Annotated in this window: 19 protein-coding genes; 6 read left to right on the top strand and 13 right to left on the bottom strand. The window is 47.4% G+C overall.

Annotated elements, in window-relative coordinates; translation table 11 throughout:
- The first annotated feature begins 12 nt into the window (after nucleotides 1-12).
- Nucleotides 13-1,371: an oxygen-independent coproporphyrinogen III oxidase gene (hemN, locus tag ACT6NU_RS04320; protein WP_445383233.1), complete on the top strand. Its 1,359-nt coding sequence runs from the start codon at nucleotides 13-15 to the stop codon at nucleotides 1,369-1,371.
- Between the two features lie 15 nt (nucleotides 1,372-1,386).
- The gene (locus tag ACT6NU_RS04315; protein WP_445383232.1) at nucleotides 1,387-2,208 is read left to right on the top strand and encodes a universal stress protein; all 822 of its coding nucleotides are present in this window, start codon (nucleotides 1,387-1,389) and stop codon (nucleotides 2,206-2,208) included.
- A gap of 93 nt (nucleotides 2,209-2,301) precedes the next feature.
- Here ACT6NU_RS04315 and ACT6NU_RS04310 read toward each other — a convergent pair whose 3' ends face one another.
- From ACT6NU_RS04310 to ACT6NU_RS04265, 10 genes are all read right to left on the bottom strand, one after another.
- Nucleotides 2,302-3,573, bottom strand: a complete 1,272-nt coding sequence (locus tag ACT6NU_RS04310; RefSeq protein ID WP_445383231.1) for an acetyl-CoA hydrolase/transferase family protein — start codon at nucleotides 3,571-3,573, stop codon at nucleotides 2,302-2,304.
- Nucleotides 3,574-3,632: 59 nt separating this feature from the next.
- Entirely contained in the window at nucleotides 3,633-5,105 is a 1,473-nt protein-coding gene (locus ACT6NU_RS04305) for a vanadium-dependent haloperoxidase (protein WP_445383230.1), read from the bottom strand.
- Nucleotides 5,106-5,144: 39 nt separating this feature from the next.
- The gene (locus ACT6NU_RS04300; RefSeq protein ID WP_445383229.1) at nucleotides 5,145-5,849 is read right to left on the bottom strand and encodes a sulfite exporter TauE/SafE family protein; all 705 of its coding nucleotides are present in this window, start codon (nucleotides 5,847-5,849) and stop codon (nucleotides 5,145-5,147) included.
- Nucleotides 5,850-5,887: 38 nt separating this feature from the next.
- Nucleotides 5,888-6,334, bottom strand: a complete 447-nt coding sequence (locus ACT6NU_RS04295) for a FixH family protein (protein ID WP_445383228.1) — start codon at nucleotides 6,332-6,334, stop codon at nucleotides 5,888-5,890.
- 5 nt (nucleotides 6,335-6,339) lie between these two features.
- Entirely contained in the window at nucleotides 6,340-7,758 is a 1,419-nt protein-coding gene (ccoG, locus tag ACT6NU_RS04290; protein WP_445383227.1) for a cytochrome c oxidase accessory protein CcoG, read from the bottom strand.
- Between the two features lie 31 nt (nucleotides 7,759-7,789).
- Nucleotides 7,790-8,761 carry a cbb3-type cytochrome c oxidase N-terminal domain-containing protein gene (locus ACT6NU_RS04285; protein ID WP_445383226.1) on the bottom strand — a complete coding sequence of 324 codons (972 nt, stop codon included), beginning with the start codon at nucleotides 8,759-8,761 and terminating at the stop codon, nucleotides 7,790-7,792.
- Nucleotides 8,758-8,949, bottom strand: coding sequence for a CcoQ/FixQ family Cbb3-type cytochrome c oxidase assembly chaperone (locus ACT6NU_RS04280; RefSeq protein ID WP_445383225.1), 192 nt, complete (start codon nucleotides 8,947-8,949; stop codon nucleotides 8,758-8,760). Before ACT6NU_RS04280 ends, ACT6NU_RS04285 begins: the two co-directional genes overlap by 4 nt.
- Before the next feature lie 6 nt (nucleotides 8,950-8,955).
- On the bottom strand, nucleotides 8,956-11,154 hold the full coding sequence (gene ccoN / locus ACT6NU_RS04275; protein WP_445383224.1) for a cytochrome-c oxidase, cbb3-type subunit I: 2,199 nt from the start codon (nucleotides 11,152-11,154) through the stop codon (nucleotides 8,956-8,958).
- Between the two features lie 11 nt (nucleotides 11,155-11,165).
- Nucleotides 11,166-11,360 carry a cbb3-type cytochrome oxidase assembly protein CcoS gene (gene ccoS / locus ACT6NU_RS04270; protein ID WP_445383223.1) on the bottom strand — a complete coding sequence of 65 codons (195 nt, stop codon included), beginning with the start codon at nucleotides 11,358-11,360 and terminating at the stop codon, nucleotides 11,166-11,168.
- Nucleotides 11,361-11,434: 74 nt separating this feature from the next.
- Nucleotides 11,435-13,816 (bottom strand): heavy metal translocating P-type ATPase, encoded by a 2,382-nt coding sequence (locus ACT6NU_RS04265; RefSeq protein WP_445383222.1) that lies wholly within the window; start codon nucleotides 13,814-13,816, stop codon nucleotides 11,435-11,437.
- A gap of 136 nt (nucleotides 13,817-13,952) precedes the next feature.
- On the opposite strand from ACT6NU_RS04265, the gene ACT6NU_RS04260 reads away from it, so the two are divergent.
- Both ACT6NU_RS04260 and ACT6NU_RS04255 read left to right on the top strand, forming a co-directional pair.
- A complete protein-coding gene (locus ACT6NU_RS04260; protein ID WP_445383221.1) occupies nucleotides 13,953-14,642 on the top strand; it encodes a Crp/Fnr family transcriptional regulator in 690 nt (229 codons plus the stop codon).
- 114 nt (nucleotides 14,643-14,756) lie between these two features.
- Nucleotides 14,757-15,608 (top strand): universal stress protein, encoded by an 852-nt coding sequence (locus tag ACT6NU_RS04255; RefSeq protein ID WP_445383220.1) that lies wholly within the window; start codon nucleotides 14,757-14,759, stop codon nucleotides 15,606-15,608.
- Nucleotides 15,609-15,611: 3 nt separating this feature from the next.
- Here the strand turns inward: ACT6NU_RS04255 and ACT6NU_RS04250 are convergent, their stop codons facing one another.
- A complete protein-coding gene (locus tag ACT6NU_RS04250; RefSeq protein ID WP_445383219.1) occupies nucleotides 15,612-15,845 on the bottom strand; it encodes a hypothetical protein in 234 nt (77 codons plus the stop codon).
- A 69-nt stretch (nucleotides 15,846-15,914) separates the two neighbouring features.
- Nucleotides 15,915-17,081: a hypothetical protein gene (locus ACT6NU_RS04245; protein ID WP_445383218.1), complete on the bottom strand. Its 1,167-nt coding sequence runs from the start codon at nucleotides 17,079-17,081 to the stop codon at nucleotides 15,915-15,917.
- A gap of 210 nt (nucleotides 17,082-17,291) precedes the next feature.
- On the opposite strand from ACT6NU_RS04245, the gene ACT6NU_RS04240 reads away from it, so the two are divergent.
- On the top strand, nucleotides 17,292-18,593 hold the full coding sequence (locus tag ACT6NU_RS04240) for an NAD(P)/FAD-dependent oxidoreductase (protein ID WP_445383217.1): 1,302 nt from the start codon (nucleotides 17,292-17,294) through the stop codon (nucleotides 18,591-18,593).
- 238 nt (nucleotides 18,594-18,831) lie between these two features.
- Complete coding sequence (locus ACT6NU_RS04235; protein WP_445383216.1) at nucleotides 18,832-19,989, top strand: homogentisate 1,2-dioxygenase; 1,158 nt, start codon at nucleotides 18,832-18,834, stop codon at nucleotides 19,987-19,989.
- Nucleotides 19,990-19,993: 4 nt separating this feature from the next.
- Here the strand turns inward: ACT6NU_RS04235 and hutG are convergent, their stop codons facing one another.
- On the bottom strand, nucleotides 19,994-20,953 hold the full coding sequence (hutG, locus tag ACT6NU_RS04230) for a formimidoylglutamase (RefSeq protein ID WP_445383215.1): 960 nt from the start codon (nucleotides 20,951-20,953) through the stop codon (nucleotides 19,994-19,996).
- Between the last annotated feature and the right edge of the window lie 10 nt (nucleotides 20,954-20,963).

Below are 20,963 nucleotides of genomic sequence, written 5' to 3'. Positions count from 1 at the left end.
ACAGCAACAGCTATGTGTGATTTGGTACAGAAATATAATGTTCCAGGCCCCAGGTATACCAGTTACCCTACGGTTCCCTACTGGGACAAAACCGGATTTTGCGGGAAAACCTGGAAGAAAACGGTTCGCCGGATTTTTACGGAAACCAATTCTGATAAAGGCATCAGCCTTTATATCCACCTTCCTTTTTGTGAAAGCATGTGTACTTTTTGCGGTTGTCACAAGCGGATAACCAAAAGGCACAGTGTGGAGCGTCCTTATATCAAGGCTCTTCTGAAGGAATGGGAACTCTACCGGGAGTTATTTGGAGCCCGTCCGATAATCAGGGAATTGCATCTGGGTGGCGGTACACCAACTTTCTTTTCCCCGGAAAACCTCCGGATGCTGATAAGGGGGATCTTCCGTCATGCAGACAGAAGTCAGGACTGGGAATTCAGCTTTGAAGGCCACCCGGGTAATACCACGCTGGAACACCTGCAGGTTCTGTATGAAGAGGGTTTCCGAAGAGTGTCTTTTGGGATACAGGATTACAATGAGGCCGTGCAACGGGCCATCAATCGCGTTCAGACCTTCAAACAAGTCAGTGAGGTAACTCGTACGGCACGGGAGATAGGATTTACCTCTGTGGGCCATGACATCATTTACGGGCTGCCCTTGCAAACAACAGCCCATATAGGAGAAACCCTCCGAAAGACTATGGATATAATGCCAGACCGTATCGCCTTTTACAGTTATGCGCATGTACCCTGGCTAAAAGGAAATGGTCAGAGGGGGTATAAGAAAAGCGACCTTCCGGATCCGGCAACAAAACAAAAGCAATTTGAGCTTGGGAAACGAACCCTTACCCGTGCAGGATACGCCGCTATAGGCATGGACCACTATTCCCTCCCGTCCGATGGCCTCTACAGGGCCCGTCAAGCGGGAGCTTTGCACCGGAACTTTATGGGGTACACGGTTTCCAATACCCGCCTGATGATTGGCCTGGGGGTTTCCAGTATCAGTGATAGCTGGTATGGTTTTGCACAGAATGTTAAGAGTATAGAAGAATATGAGCACCTGATTTCCTGTGGAATCTTCCCTTTACACAAGGGCCATTTGCTTACGGATGAAGACCTTGTAGTGCGCAAACACGTGCTGGAACTGATGTGTGGTTTTGAAACCCGGTGGGGGAAGGGGTTGGCAGCTTTCAGGGAAGCAGAAATAAAAGAAAGACTTAAAGAACCCGAGAGGGACGGCCTTGTTGAATTAGAGGCAGATCGCCTGATCGTAACAGATACCGGACGCTTGTATATCCGCAATATTTGTATGGCTTTTGACCTGCGGTTGCACAATAAAGCCCCGGAAAATAGGTTATTTTCAATGACCGTTTAACTTAATCCCGAACCCATGAAAACTATTATCGTTCCTGTTGATTTTTCCGAGCAATCGGAATACGCTCTCAAAACCGCGGCATCCCTTGCTGCCAAACACAAGTCTGAGATCATTGTTCTGCATATGCTGGAACTGAATTATGCTATGATTTCTTCTTCTGAGGCCTATCATCCCGAACAGACCGTATTTTTGCTGAAAGCTGCAGAAAAGCGTCTTGGAGACTTCCTGGATAAAAAATACCTCAAGGGAATTTCAATAACCCCTGTAATAAAACACTACAAGGTATTTGCCGAAGTCAATGAGGTAGCCGAAAAGCACAAGGCAGATTTAATTGTAATGGGCTCGCATGGAACAGACGGGTTACAGGAGATATTTATAGGCTCCAATGCCGAAAAAGTAGTGAGGAACTCGGATATCCCAGTGCTGGTTGTAAAAAAGGAATTGCCAGATTTCAAGGTTGATACCTTTGTTTTTGCCTGCGATTTCAAGGAGGAGAATGTGCCTGCTTTTCAAAGGGCCAAGGCCTTTTCTGATAAACTGGGAGCCGGCTTTAAAGCTGTTTACATCAACACCCCGGGGGATCATTTTATGAGCACTTCTGACGCCTATCAGAAAATCTCAAATTTCCTGAATAAGGCAGTTTCAGGAATGGAAGTGGATATTTACAATGATTACAGTGTAGAACGCGGTGTCCTGAATTACAGTGAAAAAATAGGGGCAGACCTGATTGGAATTCCTACCCATGGCCGGAAGGGAATTTCTCATTTCTTCATGGGAAGTATTGGAGAGGATATTGCAAATCATTCGCCCATCCCTGTGATAACTTTTAAAATATAGACAAAGTTGCTGTTTAGTAAAGGGGGTACCCGTTTTCGGGGCCCCTTTTCTTTTTGTGCCACAACGGACTATTAAGAAAGGTTAGCGGTATTTTCACACCCGGCCAAAGCGATCAAAGGCGGCCCTTTCAAGATTTTCCCGATGATCCGGATGTGCAATGGAGATTAGGGCTTTGGCCCGTTGTTGTAAATTTTTCCCAAACAGGTTAACTACCCCGTGCTCGGTTACCACATAGTGAACGTGCGCGCGTGTGGTGGTAACCCCGGCTCCGTTCTTCAGGAATGGGGATATTTTGGATATTCCCTTATTGGTGACGGAACTCAAGGCAATTATAGGTTTTCCGCCCTCGGAAAGGGAGGCCCCCCGGATAAAATCCATCTGCCCCCCGACCCCTGAATACTGGTAACTCCCTATGGTATCTGCGCAAACCTGTCCTGTTAGATCTATCTCAATGGCACTATTAATGGCAGTAACCTTGGGGTTTTTACGGATATTGGCCGTATCGTTGGTGTAACTGGCATCTTTGAAACTCAGCTGGGGATTTTCGTCAATAAAATCATATAGTTTTTGTGATCCGGCTGCAAAACAACTCACGATTTTATGGGCATCAATAGCCTTGTTTTCTCCGGTTATCACCCCTGATTTGACCAGTGGCAGGATCCCATCTGAAAACATTTCGGTATGAATACCTAATTGCCTGTGATTCCCGAGGTTTTTTAATACGGCATTGGGGATATTACCAATGCCCATTTGCAGGGTCGCCCCGTCTTCAATAAGCCCGGCAACGTTTTTCCCGATACTGTGTTCTACTTCAGAGATCTTACCTTCGGGATAGCTGTGTATGGGTTCCGAAACTTCCACAAAAGAATCAATATGGCTCATGTGGATGATCCCATCCCCATGGGTCCTGGGAACTTGTGGATTGAGTTGCGCAATCACTTTTTTGGCGTGCTGTACGGCCGGAAGGGTTATATCTACAGATACCCCAAGGGAGCAATATCCGTGTTTATCCGGTGGGGAAACCTGCACAACTGCCACATCCAGGGGCAGCAATTTACGCCTGAAGAGCTGATGAATTTCAGATAGGAAAATCGGGATATAATCCCCCTGATTGGTGTTTACTGCTTTCCGCACATTGGAGCCCACAAAACAGGAATTGATTTTAAAGGCAATATTATAGGGGGGGATTGCAAAATTGACCGGGCCATCCGTGTGAATGGATATAATCTCCACATTGCTCAACTCCCTGTAATTTTCGCAAATGGCATTGATAAGCGTATTGGGGGTCATTGCTGCTCCCTGTACGAATACGCGGTCACCACTTTTTACAACAGAAGCAGCCTGTTCTAGAGAAACGAGTTTCATCCGGTTTAAATTAGGAATTAAGGATAAGGCTTAAGCCTGTCCTGCAGCCTTTTATTGCTTTAAAGTTTGCCTGTTCCCAGGTGTTTCTGGTAAAATTCCCAGGCCTGCTGCGCAACATCCCTGCCCAGTTGAAGCCCAGCCACGTTATCGGCCTGAATATGATAGCCTCCCATCACCCGGGAAATTCCTGCCATTTCGGCTGTCTGGGTAAAGGTTGGAAATTCCAGTATTACGGTATCCCCGTAATTGGCCGGATCCGTTTCAGTAAGGCTTCCGGGAACCAGTTCAACCGTTTCCCCGAAATAGTCATCCCCGGTAAATAGCCTCAGGGCCTCGGAACAGGCCCCGCTGATAGTACTATGGCCGGAGACATATGAAGGGAAGGGCGGACAGAGGAATTCTTCAGGGGAATAGGGCCTCCATTGTTCTCCCTTCATTTCAATTACGCCTTTGCCGGGGCCTCCCCAGGCTTTGATCAGTTCGCCCTGAAAATAATCGTGGACCAGGGCGTAGGGCCGTGCAAAATCGTAATACATCTTGGACTCCCAGGAGGCGATAAAAGCATCCATGGCGGTTACCTGGTTCAGAAAATACATTTTGACGTCCTGGTCCAGGGTATGCTCATCTCTTCGGGAAACATCCTGTGCAAATTTCAGCCAGTGCCCGGCCTGCTGAACAGATTTTGGCCCATCCCGCATGAATTCCACAAGGGCTTTTTCTTCATCCGTCAGATTGGCCTGCATTTCTATTACCTCCCGAACTTCTTTTTCCATTTGCTCGGAACCTACCATGGGCGGTGGTCCCGGACGGAACTGACTGGCAGAATCCAGACTGATAGGGGTTACTAATTGCCAGTAAGGGGTAAGGCATCCGGGAGCATACTTTCCCCCCTTGCCGTCAGAGAAGTATTTGGGTTGCCAACGGTTGATGTCTACGTTTTCATCCGGGTTATTAACAGGGGTATATCCTGTATAATCAAAATACGCTTCCCCATTTGAACCGGCCTCCTCGCCATACTGGTTGGCACCGTCGTTTTTCCGGGCTTCAATCACCGCCTGTGCGGCCAGATTTCCAATTCCCGCCGGGGTAGTGGGGTCCAGGCTTTTATCATTTGGATCCATCCCAAGGGATCTCATAAAATCTTCAAACAGGGCCTGGTCTGTATAGTAATATTCATTCATAGCCCTCAGGGCCGCATAGCTAATGGCGATTTCCTTGTTTTTCAGATTGTGTTCCCCGGCCGGACGGCGTTCTACTCCCTTGAGATACACGGGAATGGCATTTTCATCGTAACGCGACCAGGCATCAAAAACCGCTGTAAAGATAAGTCCCAGATAACGCGAGGTTATGGTAGGCCTGGGTTTAAAACGTTCGGTATCCAGGGCCGTGGCTTCCAGGGCCATCTCCCCCCATTTATAGGCTATATTTTCAGTCCCGCTGGGCTCAGGTGCGGCCTCGGCATTCCCTTTTTCTGATTTGCAGGCAGTTATCAGTACCAGGATACTGATGGTCAGGCATACTATCTTCTTCATCTTGTTATAGGTTGTTTGTAAAACGGCGAAATTTATAAATTATGGATGACATTCTATATGGGTAGCGGTTATCATTGACGGATCTTTTGGAGAAATATATGGAATCCCAAGGCCCATGCCCCTCAGGATAAATAGAATTCCCAGAATTACCACAAAAACAGGTACCCAATTACGAATGCGCCCCAGCCATTTGCCTTTGGCCATTTTCCCCAGCAATGCAGTGGCACTCATCAGTGGGATAGTTCCCAGGCCAAAGGCCATCATATAAAAAGTACCTGAGGCGGCGGTAGCCATAGCCATTGCCCCAATAAGGGCAATATAAACCAGACCACAGGGTAAAAATCCGTTTAAGAATCCAATACTCAGGAAAGCATCTGCGCTGTTTTCCTTCAAACGTTTCCCCAGGGCTGCCTGCAATTTTCCCAGCACCCTGTACATTGGTTGCAGTACCCGCCATTTCCGGCTAATCCGGGAAGGGAACAAAACCGCTACAATCATGATGACTCCCATGGCAATGGAAATTTTTTGCTGAAACCCAAAAAGGTACAGACCTCTTCCGATCAGTCCAAAAATGAGGCCTATAAGGCCATAAGCCAGCAACCTCCCCACATGGTAGAGACCCAGCTGCCCCCATTGTTTCCAGGAGTTACTCCGGTCCAGCGGCAACATAAAGGCAATAGGGCCGCACATTCCAATGCAGTGCAGGCTCCCCATAATTCCAAGTATCAGGGCGGTGCTTATCAAAACGATTATCGTATTTGGTTCATTTTTTAATCCTCTATTTAAAGTACCATCCGCTTTCTGTACAGGTAGGGTACTTCCTCATACTCCCAGAAGATTCTAATGTCCCAGCGGCCAGCCAGCAAACGACTCCTGGGTATGAGCATTTGAGAGTCGGACAGACGAATGGGCTCGTCAAAGTCCAACTGTTTACTGGATGGCCTGTATAGGGACACTGTTCCTTTTACTTTTTCTTCGAGCATAGATTCCGGGAATTCGATTAACAGCCCTTCCGGCCGTATGTATACCCGCATATTGCTATTTAGCTCATTCAGATTACGGGAGGCATCGAGATCGGCCTGATAGCCCAGCTCTTTTTGATAGTAATCTTCTGTAACCAGATCGTGATTGGTCCTTTCAGTAGTATTGGCAATTACAACGAAATAGCCTATAAATACTATAAAGGCTATAAATACTAAAACAATTGCAGTTCCCCAGTTTATTTTCATCCTTATCAGTTATAATTCCGGGGCGCCAGAAAACGTGCCCGGGTTGTTTCTATTAGTTCTTCCCCGCTGTAGACCCCAATTTTAAGTTGGTCCTTATCCCCGTTCAGGGCAGCATTGTTTATTTCTATAAAGAGCGTTCCCTCGTTTAAATCCTGTGCTGGTACCGTAAAGCCATCGCCTTTTACAAAGATGATGGTCCCCGGATGGGATAATAATTTAAAATGTATGTCTGTCACCGGATGAGTGGTTTTATTGATCAGCTTATAGGTGTAAACATTGCTGATTATGTTGTTTTCCTTATGTTCATAAAGTTGCCCTGGCAGGCGAAGCACGTTCGCTTCCAGGTCATTCCTTAAAAAAAGCATCCCCACAAAAACACATATGAGTATTCCCAGTATCGCAGAATATCCTTTCAGGCGGGGGGTAAATGAAAATCTCGCCTTTTTTACAATATTATCTTCGCTTGCATAGCGGATAAGGCCTTTGGGAAGGCCAACTTTTTCCATAATAGTATTGCATTCATCGATACAGGCTGTACAATTCACACATTCCAGTTGTGTCCCGTTCCGGATGTCAATGCCTGTGGGGCAGACATGTACACATTGGAAACAATCGATACAATCCCCATATCCAAGGGCTGCCCTGTCTTCATTCTTGCGAAATTTCTTGCGACCGTTTTCACTTTCGCCCCTTTTGTGGTCGTAGGCCACCACCACGGATTTATTGTCTAGCAAGACCCCCTGCATGCGGCCATACGGACAGGCTATGATACAAACTTGTTCGCGGAACCACGCAAAGACAAAGTAAAAGACAGCAGTAAAAATAAGCAGGGCGGTAAGGGTTCCCGCATGGCTGCCGGGCCCTTCTTTAATATATTCCAGTAACTGATCGCTCCCGATGAGGTATGCCAGAAAAATATTGGCGATCACAAAAGAGATCAGGAAGAAAATCACCCATTTCAGAAGCCTTTTTCGTATTTTTTCTCCATTCCAGGCTTGTCGGGCAAGTCGCATCTGTGCGCCCCTGTCTCCATCTATCCAATATTCTATCCTGCGAAAAACCATTTCCATAAAAATGGTCTGAGGGCACATCCAGCCGCAGAAAATACGCCCGAAGGCAACGGTAAAAAGGGCTACAAATATCACCCCTATGATCATGGAAATCACAAACAGGTGAAAATCCTGAGGCCAGAAGGGTTGTCCGAAAATATTAAACCGGCGCTCCAGGACATTGAACATCAGGAACTGGTTGCCATCAATCTTAATAAAAGGAGCACTAAACAGGAATAGCAACAAAAAATAGCTAACCCATTTTCGGTACTTGTAAAAAGGACCACTGGGCTTTTTGGGAAAAACCCAGGCCCTTTTACCTTCTTTATCAATGGTGCCAATGGAATCCCTGAAATTTTCTTGTTCCTCTTCCATCCTCTTCATTTAAATGCCTGTCGGCCGTATCCTATTCTTCCTGCAAAGGGTCCGGAGTATCGGTTTCCATAATGATTTCTACGGTAGTCGAATCCCGTATTTCCACAGACACCGAATCTACAGGAGCATTGGGGTCCATCCAGATTTCTCCTTCCGGATCCTTGGCATCCACAGGATTGGTGCCGTGCATGGTGAGCACATAACTGGCTACCTGGGCCATCTCTGCCGGTTTCAGATTCGTTTTCCAGGCTACCATCCCTTTCCCGGCCCGACCGCCTTCCGAAATGGTATTGAATACGTTGCGGATTCCCCCGCCCAGGATCCAGTAGTCATCCGTGAGGTTGGGGCCAATCCCTCCTCCGCCGTCAACTTTGTGGCAAACCGCACAATTGGTGACGAAGATGTTCTCGCCTGCCTGCAGGTCGGCCGCTTCCGTCAGTAAGGTAACCGTATTGACATCAACCAGGTCTTTGGCATTTTTCTTATACTCTTCAATAGCCATTCGGGCCTCGGCAATTTCCATTTCAAATTCCTCATCCTGGGTGTAATCCCCGAAGACGTGGAAACGGGCGAGGTAAACCACTCCAAAGATTATTGTAACATAAAAAAGGTAGACCCACCAGGGGGGTAATTTGTTGTCCAGTTCCCGGATCCCGTCGTAGTTGTGGTCCAGGATAATCTCCGATTCTTCTTCCACCGGTTTGGACCCCAGGAGTTTTTGATACATCCTTTTTCCCCAGGCCCATCCCTTGCTTTCCTGGGAAGCGCTGAGATAGCGTTCCTGGGCTTCCTTGGAGAGTGTCTGGAACATTACCTGCTCAATTGATTTCAGGATCAATTCTATGGCAATGAGCAACAGCAAAATGAGTAACAGGAAATAGCCCGTCATGGGGTATTCTAAAAATGCGGGTTTCTCCCCGGAATCAATAAAGTATTCCATCAGGGCGAATATTGTAAAGAAAAGCAGCGGAACCCGAATCCACCAGGGTGTTGAATTTCTCATTTTTCTGAAGCTTTTGGTTGTTGGTCATCTAAGGGCATTTCGCTCATCTCCCGGATACGCTCTTTTGAGGTGCTAAAAACCCACCAGAAAAGGGCGCTAAAAAACAAAAAGAAGATCAGCAGGGAGATCATAGGATAGGTCGCTATCCCGTCTATAGTCTCCATATGGCTTTTTACAAATTTTAGCATGGTCTGTCAGTTTTGAGTTGCAGCCGTTTCAGCTTGTTCAATTTTAATATCTGTCCCCAGCCTTTGCAGGTAGGCGATGAGCGCTACTATTTCCCGGTCGCGCATCTCAACAAAAGGGAGTCCGTTTTCCGAAGCGTATTGCTTATCTGCTTCGTAAGATTTCGCAAAGTCGGGATCGCTGTAGAGATTCTCTTCTATTTGCGTGGCCTGGGCATCCATGGATGCTGCAGCCCCCGTAATGTCTTCTTCGGTATACGGAACCCCTAGGCTCACCATGGCCCGCATTTTTGCTTCTGTCTGGCTTCTGTCGTGTTCATCGCGAATAAGCCACTGATAGGCCGGCATAATGGAACCGGAAGAAGTGCTTTGTGGGTCGTACATATGGTTCAGGTGCCAGTTATCAGAATACTTCCCGCCTATCCGCAACAGGTCAGGCCCTGTCCGCTTACTGCCCCAGAGGAAGGGGTGGTCGTAAACAAATTCCCCTGCCTTGGCATATTCTCCGTATCGCTCTACTTCCGAGCGGAAAGGGCGAACCATCTGGGAATGGCAACTAACGCAGCCTTCCCTAATATAGAGGTCTCTTCCTTCCAGCTCAAGAGGGGTATAGGGTTTTACACTGGTTATGGTGGGGATGTTGGATTTTACCAGGATGGTGGGGACAATTTGTATGATCCCTCCGATTAATATAGCTACCGTAGCCAGCAGGGTCAGTTGAATGGGCTTGCGCTCCAACCAGGTGTGATAGGTCTCTCCGGCCGTTCTGCGACGCGATACACGGGCTAGGGCGGGGGCTTCTGCAAGATCATCCTCCACACTGCTTCCCGAGCGGATGGTTACCACAATATTGTAAAGCATTACAAACATCCCTATCAGGTACAAACTTCCGCCAATGGCCCGCATCCAGTACATGGGCATGATTTCGTTCACGGTTTCAAGGAAATTCCCGTACACCAGGGTTCCATCCGGATTGAAGTCTTTCCACATCAGCGCCTGGGTAAACCCGGCCACGTACATGGGCAGCGCATAGAGCACAATCCCCAGGGTCCCGATCCAGAAGTGGAAATTTGCCAGTGGGGTAGAGTGCAGGCGGGTTTTGAACATTTTAGGAACCAGCCAGTAAATCATCCCAAAGGTCAGGAAGCCGTTCCAGGCCAGAGCCCCCACATGTACGTGTGCAATGATCCAGTCACTGAAATGCGCAATGGCGTTAATATTTTTGAGGGATAACATAGGGCCTTCAAAAGTGGCCATCCCGTAGCCCGTAATGGCAACTACCATGAATTTCAAAACAGGGCTGGTTCGTACTTTATCCCAGGCCCCCCTTAGCGTTAACAACCCGTTGATCATACCTCCCCAGGAAGGTGCAATCAGCATTACAGAGAAGGCCACCCCCAGGTTTTGGGCCCAGTCCGGAAGGGCGGAATACAACAGGTGGTGTGGCCCAGCCCAGATATATATAAAGATGAGGGACCAGAAATGCACAATAGACAGCCGGTAGGAATAAATAGGCCGGTTGGCTGCCTTGGGGACGAAATAATACATCAGCCCGAGGAAAGGAGTAGTCAGGAAAAAAGCTACCGCGTTGTGGCCGTACCACCATTGTACCAGGGCATCCTGTACCCCTGCATAGACCGAATAACTCTTCAGGGCCCCCACTGGAAGTTCCAGACTGTTGAATATATGCAGCACGGCCACCGTAATTATGGTAGCCAGATAAAACCAAATGGCCACATAAAGATGGCGTTGCCGCCGTTTGAGCAGGGTTCCGATAAAATTCCAACCGAAGGCTACCCAAACCACCGCAATGGCAAGGTCAATGGGCCATTCGAGTTCTGCGTATTCTTTTGAGGTAGTGTACCCCAGCGGCAATGTAATGGCTGCGGCTACGATTATGGCCTGCCAGCCCCAGAAATTAAAGTTGCTCAGCGCATCGCTGAACATGCGTGCTTTAAGCAACCTTTGGGTGGAGTAGTAAACCCCGGCAAACATGGCATTTCCCACAAAGGCGAATATTACTGCATTGGTATGCAGTGGCCGGAGGCGACCGAAACTCAACCAGGAGATTCCGTCTGTCAGGTTGGGAAATAAAAACATAAATGCCAGCAGGAGGCCTACCAGCATGCCAACAATCCCCCATAGCATGGTTGCATAAAGGAATTTCTGAACGATTTTATTGTCGTAGTGAAATTGTTGAACTTCCATAGAAAGCGTATTTAATTGGATGGTTTTTGTGGGTTAGTTTCTTCTTGTTGCGAGGTAGAGGATTTTACTTCGTCCTCAAAAAGCATGCGGACGGAAGGGGTGTAGGAATCGTCATACTGACCATTCCTGACCGAAAAAATAAAGGCTGCAAAAAAAATAAGGGCTACTAAGATGCTAATAGCCAGCAACATATAAATTACGCTCATACCCAAGCAAAATTTAGGTGTAAAACTAATGGCCGGATTTCGCCGAAAACATGATAATTATCATGCTTTGGCGTTTATTTTAACTTCCTGCCAATCCAGGTACTCGCAAGGGTGGTGAAAGCTACAATGCTGATGGAACTCAGTGGCATTAAAATGGCGGCAATAACGGGTTCAAGTTGTCCGGTAACGGCAAAATACAGACCTACGAGATTATACAGCAGGGAAAGCGCAAAGCTCAGGCGGATGACCCCCATGGCCTGCTTGCTTATTTTCAGGAAACTTCCAAGATCAGCAAAGCTGCTGCTGTCCAGGATGGCATCGCAGGCAGGTGTAAATAAGTTCGATTCTTCTGTAACGGCAATCCCCACCTGGCTTTGGGCCAGAGCCCCGGCATCGTTCAGACCGTCTCCTACCATCAGGACTTCTTTGCCTTCCTGATGCAGGGTTTTGACGAATTGTAATTTTTCTTTGGGCCGCTGGTTGAAATACATGGGAGTAAGCGGAGGCACCACCTCTTCCAGTGACTCTTTTTCTGCAGAGTTATCTCCCGATAGCAAGGCCAGGGAATAATCATCAGCGAGTTCAGACAACATGGCTCCCATTCCTTTGCGGTATTTATTCTGTATACTGAAACAACCTTTATATGAATCGTTGGTACTTATATGTACCTCCGTGCCCGAGGCTTCTGAGGTAGTTTCAGCCCCCACAAAATCCCTGGAGCCTATTCGGATACTATCTTCTGCGATGCGCCCTTCCAGACCCTCTCCCACGTATTCCTCAAAACGGTCCAGGGGTACTATATTGTAAGCCGCCAGTTGCTTATACAACATCTGACTCAGCGGATGACCCGATGCCCGCAAAGTATTCTTCAAAAGGGCTACTTCCTTTTGGGTGAGCTCTACTCCATTGTATCGGATACTGTTTTCGCTTCGGGTAGTAAGGGTTCCTGTTTTGTCAAAAATAATGGTGTTGATTTGGGCCATTCTTTCAAGGCTTTCCGTGTCTTTTACATAGAATCCTTTTTTACCAAAAATCCGCAGCAGGTTCCCCAAAGTAAAAGGGGCCGCCAGGGCAATGGCGCAGGGGCAGGCAATAATCAAAACAGCTGTAAAGACGTTCATTGCCAGGGAGGGATCATACCATAGCCAGAAGGCCCCTGAGGTAAATGCAATGCCGAGCACTACCCAGGTAAACCGCTTGCCGATGCGATCTGTGAGGTTTCGGAAAGGAGTGTCGTTGTTTTTGGAAAAAGCCGAATCGCTCCACAGTTCTGTCAGGTAACTTTGGGATACGGGCTTTAGCACTTCAATTTCCAGGGTAGCCCCGAGTTGTTTTCCCCCCGCAAAGAGTTTGTCTCCAGTAGCTTTAAAAACAGGACGCGCTTCCCCGCTTACAAAGCTGTAATCAATTTCACCTTTTCCTTTAAGCAGGACGGAATCTACAGGAATAAGGTCACCGTTTCTAATGAGAAGCCGATCTCCCTTTACAATTTCATGGACCGGTCTGCTTTGCTCGGTTCCATCACTGCTTAGTCGTGTCACAGCAATGGGGAAATAAGAGGTATAGTCCCGTTCAAAGGAGAGATAGGAGTATGTTTTTTGCTGAAAAAACCTCCCGAGCAACAGAAAGAAAACCAGCCCGCTCAGGCTGTCAAAAAATCCGCTGCCCCAATCGAAGGCGATTTCCAGGGTAGAGCGCAGAAAAAGGGTTATGATCCCCAGCGCTATGGGGACATCAATATTGAGAATTCCGGATCGCAATCCTTTATAGGCAGCCGTAAAATATCCCGAGGCGGAGTAAAATACCACTGGCAGGGAAAAGGCAAACATGATCCAGCGAAAGAGCCCTTTGTACTGTTCCAGCCAGTATTCCCCGCTTTCAAAATACTCGGGAAAGGACAGGAACATAATATTGCCGAAGGCAAATCCGGCAACACCCAGCTGATAGATCAGTCTGCGGTTGGAGGTCGTTTTTTTTCCACCGTAATCTTCCAGGGTAATAGAGGGTTCATATCCGATGGCGACCAGCAGGTTAACCAGTTCTTTTAAGCTTATACGGTCTCCGTCAAAGTGGATGCGGGCTTTTTTTTGCGGGAAATCTACCTGACTGCTGAGGACACCCGGGTTCAGTTTTTGTAAATTTTCCAAGATCCAGATACAGGAACTACAGTGGATCCCTGGAATAGAAAGATTTACCACCTTATGGCTGCCATCGTGAAAATCCAGCAAACGTTCAGTAATCTGGCTGTCATCAAGGAAATCGTATTTTCTTCCGGTCTGCTTAGGACTGTTCCCGGCTGCTGCCTCCATTTCGTAATAATACCCCAGGTCATTCTGCTGAAATAGCTGATAAACTGTTTTACACCCCCGGCAACAGAAGTTTTTCTCTTTAAAGATCTGGTGGGAATCTCTGCAGGGATCTCCGCAATGAAAACAGGAATGTTCCTTTTCTGGCATAGGTTGAGGCCGGTTCAGTCAGGTAGAATTAAAATTGGTTCAAAGATGAAATAATCGAGACAGGCAAAAGATGATTATTATCAGTTTTCATAAGAGATGGAATTTAGCTACATTTAGGGTATAGATTACATGGTTTATGGACAATCGCTGTGAGAACTGTATCGTTCGGAAATTCAATGCCCTCAGGGCTATGAGCAAGGAAGAACTCAAGTCTGTTTCCGACTCCAAAACAAGCAAAAAAATAAAAAAGGGCGAGGTAATCTTCGAAGAAGGAGAGAAACTCGGAGGAGTTTATTGCGTGCGCGGAGGCGTTTCCAAACTCTCAAAATTAAGTGCTACAGGCAAAGATCAGATCGTAAAATTGGCCTCAAAGGGAGAAGTATTGGGCCAGCGCTCCGTGGTCGCAGAAGAGTCAGCAAATCTCAGCGCCATTGCCGTGAACGACATGGAAGTTTGTTTTATCCCAAAAGAGGCTATAGTAAGTACGCTGCATAAAAACCCGGACTTTACCTATGAAGTTTTACGGCATATGGCCCATGACCTCAGGGAGGCAGACGATGTTATTGTAAATATGTCCCAGAAAAACGTAAAGCAGCGCATCGCCGAAGCGCTGCTATATTTAAAACACAATTTCGGCACGGATTCGGAGGGGTACCTCGCCCTGGTGTTGTCCAGGGAAGATATCGCCAATGTGGTCGGGACGGCTACCGAGTCCTGTATCCGAATACTCTCGGAGTTCCGTAAAAAAGAGCTTATAAAAACCTCTGGTAAACGCATGATGCTTCTGGAAGAGCGTAAACTTCAGGACCTTGTAGACGGTTTTTGAGCTGTCAGTATTCTTTCCGCAACATTCTTTCCAATTCATTTTAAAACCTGATCGATATCATACTTTAGGCCGGTTCCCGCTTCTACCTTTAACACTTTAAAGAACTGGTTTGGCATGAATCGGATACTGATACCCACTGATTTTTCAGAGACCGCCACAAACGCTGTGGAATACGGCATGAAAATTTTCGAAAAGCAACCGGCGTTATTTTATTTTTTAAATACGTATACCCCGGATTTTATACATAGCCGGGTGATGGCACTTGCCCAGGGCAGCTATCGGGATGCCGACAGGGCTCAGCTTGAATCGGAACAGGGACTTGCTGATTTGGTTCAGGACATTGAGATGAGGTACCCTGAGAGCTCGCAGCAGTTTTCAAGTATTTCGTCCTTTAATCTTTTAACAGAAGAAATTAAGGAACAGATCTGTCTGAAAAATATTGATTTGCTAATTAGCGGTACTACCGGTGCCAGCGGCCTGAGGGAATTGTTTCTGGGTAGCAATACTATCCGTATCCTCAGAACGGCATCGGACATCCCGGTGCTGATTATTCCCCGAGAGGCGAAGTTCAGAAAAGGTATCAGGCTTGCTCTTATTACTGATTATTCCAATTCGTATTCCGATATTCAACTAAAAACGCTCCGTTTTTTTACTAAAAAACTCCGTGCAAAATTGCACATAATGCACATTGGGGAACTGAGTTCGCTCAGCGGAAAACAACATTTTAACAGAAAGCAGTTGCTGACGGAGGCAGAAGCGCTACAACCCTGTTCCGATTGGATCCCCTATTCAGAAGGAAAAGCCAATACTATTGAAGATTATATCGCGGAGCATGATATCGGGTTTCTGATGATGATCCGTAACGAACACAGCCTTATCAGTGACTGGGTCCGGGAACCCGTTGTAAAAAGGATGGCTTTTCACGTTGAGATACCCTTCCTGGTAATGCAACCTTCAAAAGACTAAGCATTATTGCCGGTAATTTTCTCTGGGGATGGGCCGGTCTTCATAGAAATCCTCAAAGGTTTTGTCGGTAGTGTAATTGTCCTTCAGTACCTTATAAACCATTACCAATATCAGCGCCTGGCCAATAAGGGTTCCAAAGAAGATCCAGCTGAATCTGAGGTTTAGCGCTGCTCCCATAGCAAGCAGCACAAGCAGGCTGGTTGTAATACCAATCCATGCCATTGCAGAGATTTTCATAAGCATCTTTTTGGCTGAATATAAAAAGATGTGCCCTGAAGTATTGTTAAAGGAATAATAAACTCCCGTTTATTGCACCAGGAATGAATCCGGGGCTCCCGGGTTTGAAAGTTGCAGCGGGTTGAATCCCGATTTTGCAAACAGGTACCAGGCCGTTGAGGAAACCGCACCTTTTTCGTCTGCATGGTCCCACAGAGGGGTAGCCCCGAAGTTTGTACCATGGTTTGCGGTATAGGGAAGCCCTTGCAAACCGGAACCATCCTGTTTGGAGACAAAGGACTTTTCCAATTCCCCTACAGCCATTTCGTAAGCCTCACTCATTCCTGAATATCTATAGGCCAGTGCCATTTGAGCTGTTCCTTCCAGCCAAACCACATCCAGGTCTTCATCAAAACAAAATCCACCCAGGGTGAGCTGGTTTACCGTATGCTGTTGCACGGTAAAGAAACGGTCTGCCGAATCCAGAAACAGGCTGGCATCAGCCTTAAAGATCATTGCCGGCAGGGAATGCAGGTCCATGGCGTGAGCATAAGGGGCCTCATAACTATGTGTTTTCAGGATTGCCTGTTGCGTATCCCAGCGATGGGTCTGCAAAAACGTCAAAATACCCTGGTGAAAAGCGTCAAAGCCTTCCACTGCTGTAAATGCCGTTAGGATACCTTCGGTAACTTTAGGGATTTCTGAACCGTCTTCGTTTATGCCGCCTGACAATGCACCATCCTCAGTTTGCAGGGTTCTAATCCAGCTATCCAGTATAGTAATCATCTCGTTATAGTCCTGGCTGCCACTTAACTGCTTATAATGCCGCAGTGCAATGAGCAACCAGGCATTATCCCCAAGCCAAACCCTGGAGGCATTGGTACCCTCAGTGTCCCTGAACTGGTAGAACCCTCCTCCGCTGGAGGCAAATTCTGCAGGCTGTATGGCCCTGAAATAGTCAAGAATATTTTTTGCCCTTGGATAGTCACCCATTTCCATAAATGCCAGGGCGGCCAGGGCGTTGTCGTAGAGTGATACAAAATTGGTATTATAGGCACTTTCCACAAGTCCATTGGAATGCTGCATGCTTTTTAACCAATTGTAAGCCTGTGTTTCCGGATCCAGATCAATGGATTCTTCAAAAAGGGAAACTTCAGGCACAGGGTTGTCTGAATAAAGCTCTTCTGAAGAAGGTTCTTCGTTACAGGAGAGTACTAACAACACAGTCAGGGCGTAACACAAGTACTTAATTCGCATAATTTAAGGTCGATTTGGGATTACAAATTAGACTGCATCCGCAAAGTCCTCAAATACTAAGGGTTAAATACCTTTTTGTAGGATAAATAGCAATTCATTTTCCGCTCATCGGCCTTTTTGGCTATTTACAGAAATGGCCCAAGAGTTGATTCCTGCAGCTTTTATCGATAAACGGTTATACTATGCCTATTTTTGAAATAAAGCAGCTTTATGAATTTACCCAGGACCCAGGAACCCAGGATAGTAATTATTGGAGGGGGTTTTGCCGGAATCTCCCTGGCAAAACGGCTCAGCGGGCTAAGGGCACAAATAGTATTGGTAGACCAACACAATTACCATAATTTTCAACCATTGCTCTACCAGGTATCTACCGGAGGCCTGGAGCCTGACAGCATAGCCTACCCCATCAGGAAAATTTTAAAACGGTTGCCGCAGTTCTATTTCCGCTGGGCAGAGGTCTCTTCTGTAAATACTGAAGCCAGGAAAATACATACCGACAAAGGGGATTTCACCTATGATTACCTGATTTTGGCTACCGGGACCCGGACAAATTTCTTCGGGAACGCTCAGATACAAAAAAATGCCATGCCCATGAAGACTATTCCGCAGGCACTCAATATCCGGAGTCTGGCGCTGCAAAATCTCGAAAAAGCGGACTATGTGGAAGACCCTGAGCTCAGAAAGGGCCTGATGACCTTCTGCATCATCGGGGCCGGGCCAACAGGGGTGGAGCTGGCAGGTGCCTTTGCTGAATTAAAGAAGCATGTTTTTCCGAGAGATTACCGGCACCTGGATGTTTCAGGCATGGAGATTTACCTTTTTGAAGGCTCCCATCAGGTATTGCCTCCCATGAGCGAGACCGCTTCTGAAAAGGCCCATTCTTTTCTTGAAAAACTGGGGGTTAAAATTATTTTGAACAGCAGGGTGAGTAGTTATGACGGAGAGTTCTTAGAAACCGAAGACGGGATGGTTCTCAGAACAGCCAATTGTATCTGGGCGGCCGGAGTGACCGGGGCGCTTATTGATGGTTTTTCAAAGGAGATTACGGATAAACGGACGGGACGCCTTGAGGTAGATCGATATAATCGCGTACAAGGGTTTGATGATATTTTTGCCATTGGGGATATTGCATTGATGCGTACAGAGGCGTATCCTGACGGACATCCGCAAATGGCGCAACCGGCCATTCAGCAGGGAGAATTGCTGGCAAAGAATCTTAAAAGGCTTCTCGCCGGAGAGCAGCTTCAGCCCTTTGAGTATAAAAACAAGGGGAACATGGCCACCATTGGGAGGAACAAGGCCGTAGTAGATTTGCCCTGGCTGAGTTTTGGAGGGGCCATGGCCTGGTTTATCTGGATGTTTGTCCACCTGATGTCACTGGTGGGTTTCCGCAACCGGGTGGTGGTGTTTTTTAACTGGGCATATAATTATATCAATTACGACAAGGCGACCCGGCTGATCGTCAGGCCGTTTCCCGCGAAGGTTGAAAAGGACAGGGAAATTGCAGAATAATTCAAAAGCTTTCTTATCTTTGTCATGTTGTGTTGTATTCCCTGAATGCAGGGGATATCGGTCGGCGGCAGCAAGTTTGCCGCTTCCAATGAAAGGCTTTCCGTTAAGGGAGGCTTTTTTTGTTTAGGCCCCTTTCACCTCTTCTGATCAATTTTCAAATTGCGCCCGAACCCTCCTTTTGAATTTCTTTTAAGCTTTAAAAAATCGTAAATTTAAGGCCTATAAAAGGAATTAAATTATGCCACTATATCACCGGCTCGGTAAAATCCCCCACAAACGACATACAACTTTCCGAAAGGAGGACGGAAGCCTGCATTATGAACAACTGTTCGGGACCATCGGCTTTGACGGAATGTCTTCGCTAATGTACCATTTGCACAGACCCACTCAGGTAAAGGAAATCGAAAAAACACTGGATATTGCCCCGAGGGCAGCTGTGGAATACAACATCAAATCCCGCCTGCTAAAGGGCCTTGAGCTTCCTCCAAAAAAAGACTTTCTGGAAAGCCGGACGGTTATCCTGTTCAATTCGGATGTGCACCTGGCCCTGGCGGCTCCCTCGGCTTCACAAACGGATTATTTTTATAAGAATGCCGATGCGGATGAGCTGTTGTTCATTCACAAGGGCTCAGGTGTGTTGAAAACCTTTATGGGGGAAATCCCATTCGAATACGGAGATTATTTACTGATCCCAAGGGGTATGATCTATCAGATACACTTTGATGGCGAGGATAATCGCCTCTTTATTACGGAATCCTATCACCCCATCTATACCCCCAAGCGTTACCGTAATTGGTTTGGACAGCACCTGGAGCATTCCCCTTTCTGCGAGCGGGATTTCAAATTGCCGCAAAACCTCCAGACCCATGATGAAAAAGGGGAATTCCTGATCAAGGTGAAGAAGCAAGGGCAGTTGCACCAGCTGATATATGCCACGCATCCCTTTGATGTGGTCGGATGGGACGGTTATAATTACCCATACGGGTTTTCCATACACGATTTTGAACCCATAACCGGAAGGGTCCACCAACCACCACCTGTGCATCAGACCTTTGAAACTTCAGCCTTTGTGGTTTGTTCTTTCTGTCCGCGCCTTTACGATTACCATCCGGAGGCGATTCCGGCTCCCTATAATCACTCAAACATAGATTCGGATGAGGTCCTGTATTACGTGGACGGGGATTTTATGAGCCGTAAAAATATCGACAAGGGGTACATTTCCCTGCATCCGGCAGGTATACCCCACGGCCCGCATCCGGGCACCTATGAGGCCAGTATCGGCAAAAAAGGCACGGAAGAACTTGCCGTGATGGTAGACACCTTCAAGCCACTGCAGCTAACTCAGGCTGCCTTGAAACTGGACGACGGCAAATACTATCAATCCTGGCTGGAATAAGTACTTAATACTGAAGGGCTCTGTGGCATAAGCTCGCGGCCAGGGTCGCGGTCTGCGCATCCCTGTCCAGTTTCGGACTAAGCTCGGCCAGGTCCATACTGATTACCTTGCCGCAGCGGAGCAGCATCTCATAAAATGGAAGGAAGCTCGCCGGACTGAATCCCATGGGGGAGGCTGCACTTACCCCCGGGGCAAATGCCGATGAAAAGCCATCCAGATCGATACTCAGATATATTTTATCCACTTCCTCTGCAAAGGTCATTAAGCTTTGCAGGCTTTCTGCCCTGTTTGTATCCTCCATCAATTCCCGCTTAAGGCAAAGCACGCCATAGGCTTTTGCGCGATCCATCAGCTCTTTTGTATTTGCATCATCCCTCAGGCCCACACAGGCGTAACGAAAGGCCGTATCCTGCTCCCTGCACAATTCCGCGATCTGATAAAAAGGGCTGCCGGAATGCCCGCGCTCTGCGGGCAGGCGAAGGTCCAGGTGCGCATCAAAATTGACCACCCCCAGTTTAATATCCTTTCCCAAAAAATCCCGTATTCCCCTGTAGTGTGCATAGGCAATATCATGTCCTCCTCCAATGCCAAGCGGGAAATAGCCCTTTTGTAGCAGTTGTGTTACATACATGCTAAAACATTCCTGAGTACCCTCCATGTTGGCATCCGGACAGTGAACATTTCCGGCATCCCATAATTGTCCTTCTTCCCTTCCCGGCCAGGGCATTTTCCCGAGGGAGGTTCGTAAGGCAAGCGGTCCTTTAGCAGCCCCAATGCGCCCCAGGTTCCTTTTGATACCCGCCTCGCAGGCATAGCCGATTAAAGCGGTTTCACGGGAAGCTGCTTTTGGCAGTGCCGGTTCCGACAGGTCTAACAGCCCTATCCTTTCGTGTACGTATGCCCTGTTGTCGGAGGGGCGGCCCTTCCAGGCTCCGGGGTCCGGTTTTTGATAATATTTTTTCATAAGGTACTGG

The sequence above is a fragment of the Robiginitalea rubriflava genome (assembly GCF_052540725.1).
The sequence above is the reverse complement of the archived record's forward strand: the minus strand, read 5'-3'. Positions and strand labels throughout refer to the sequence as shown.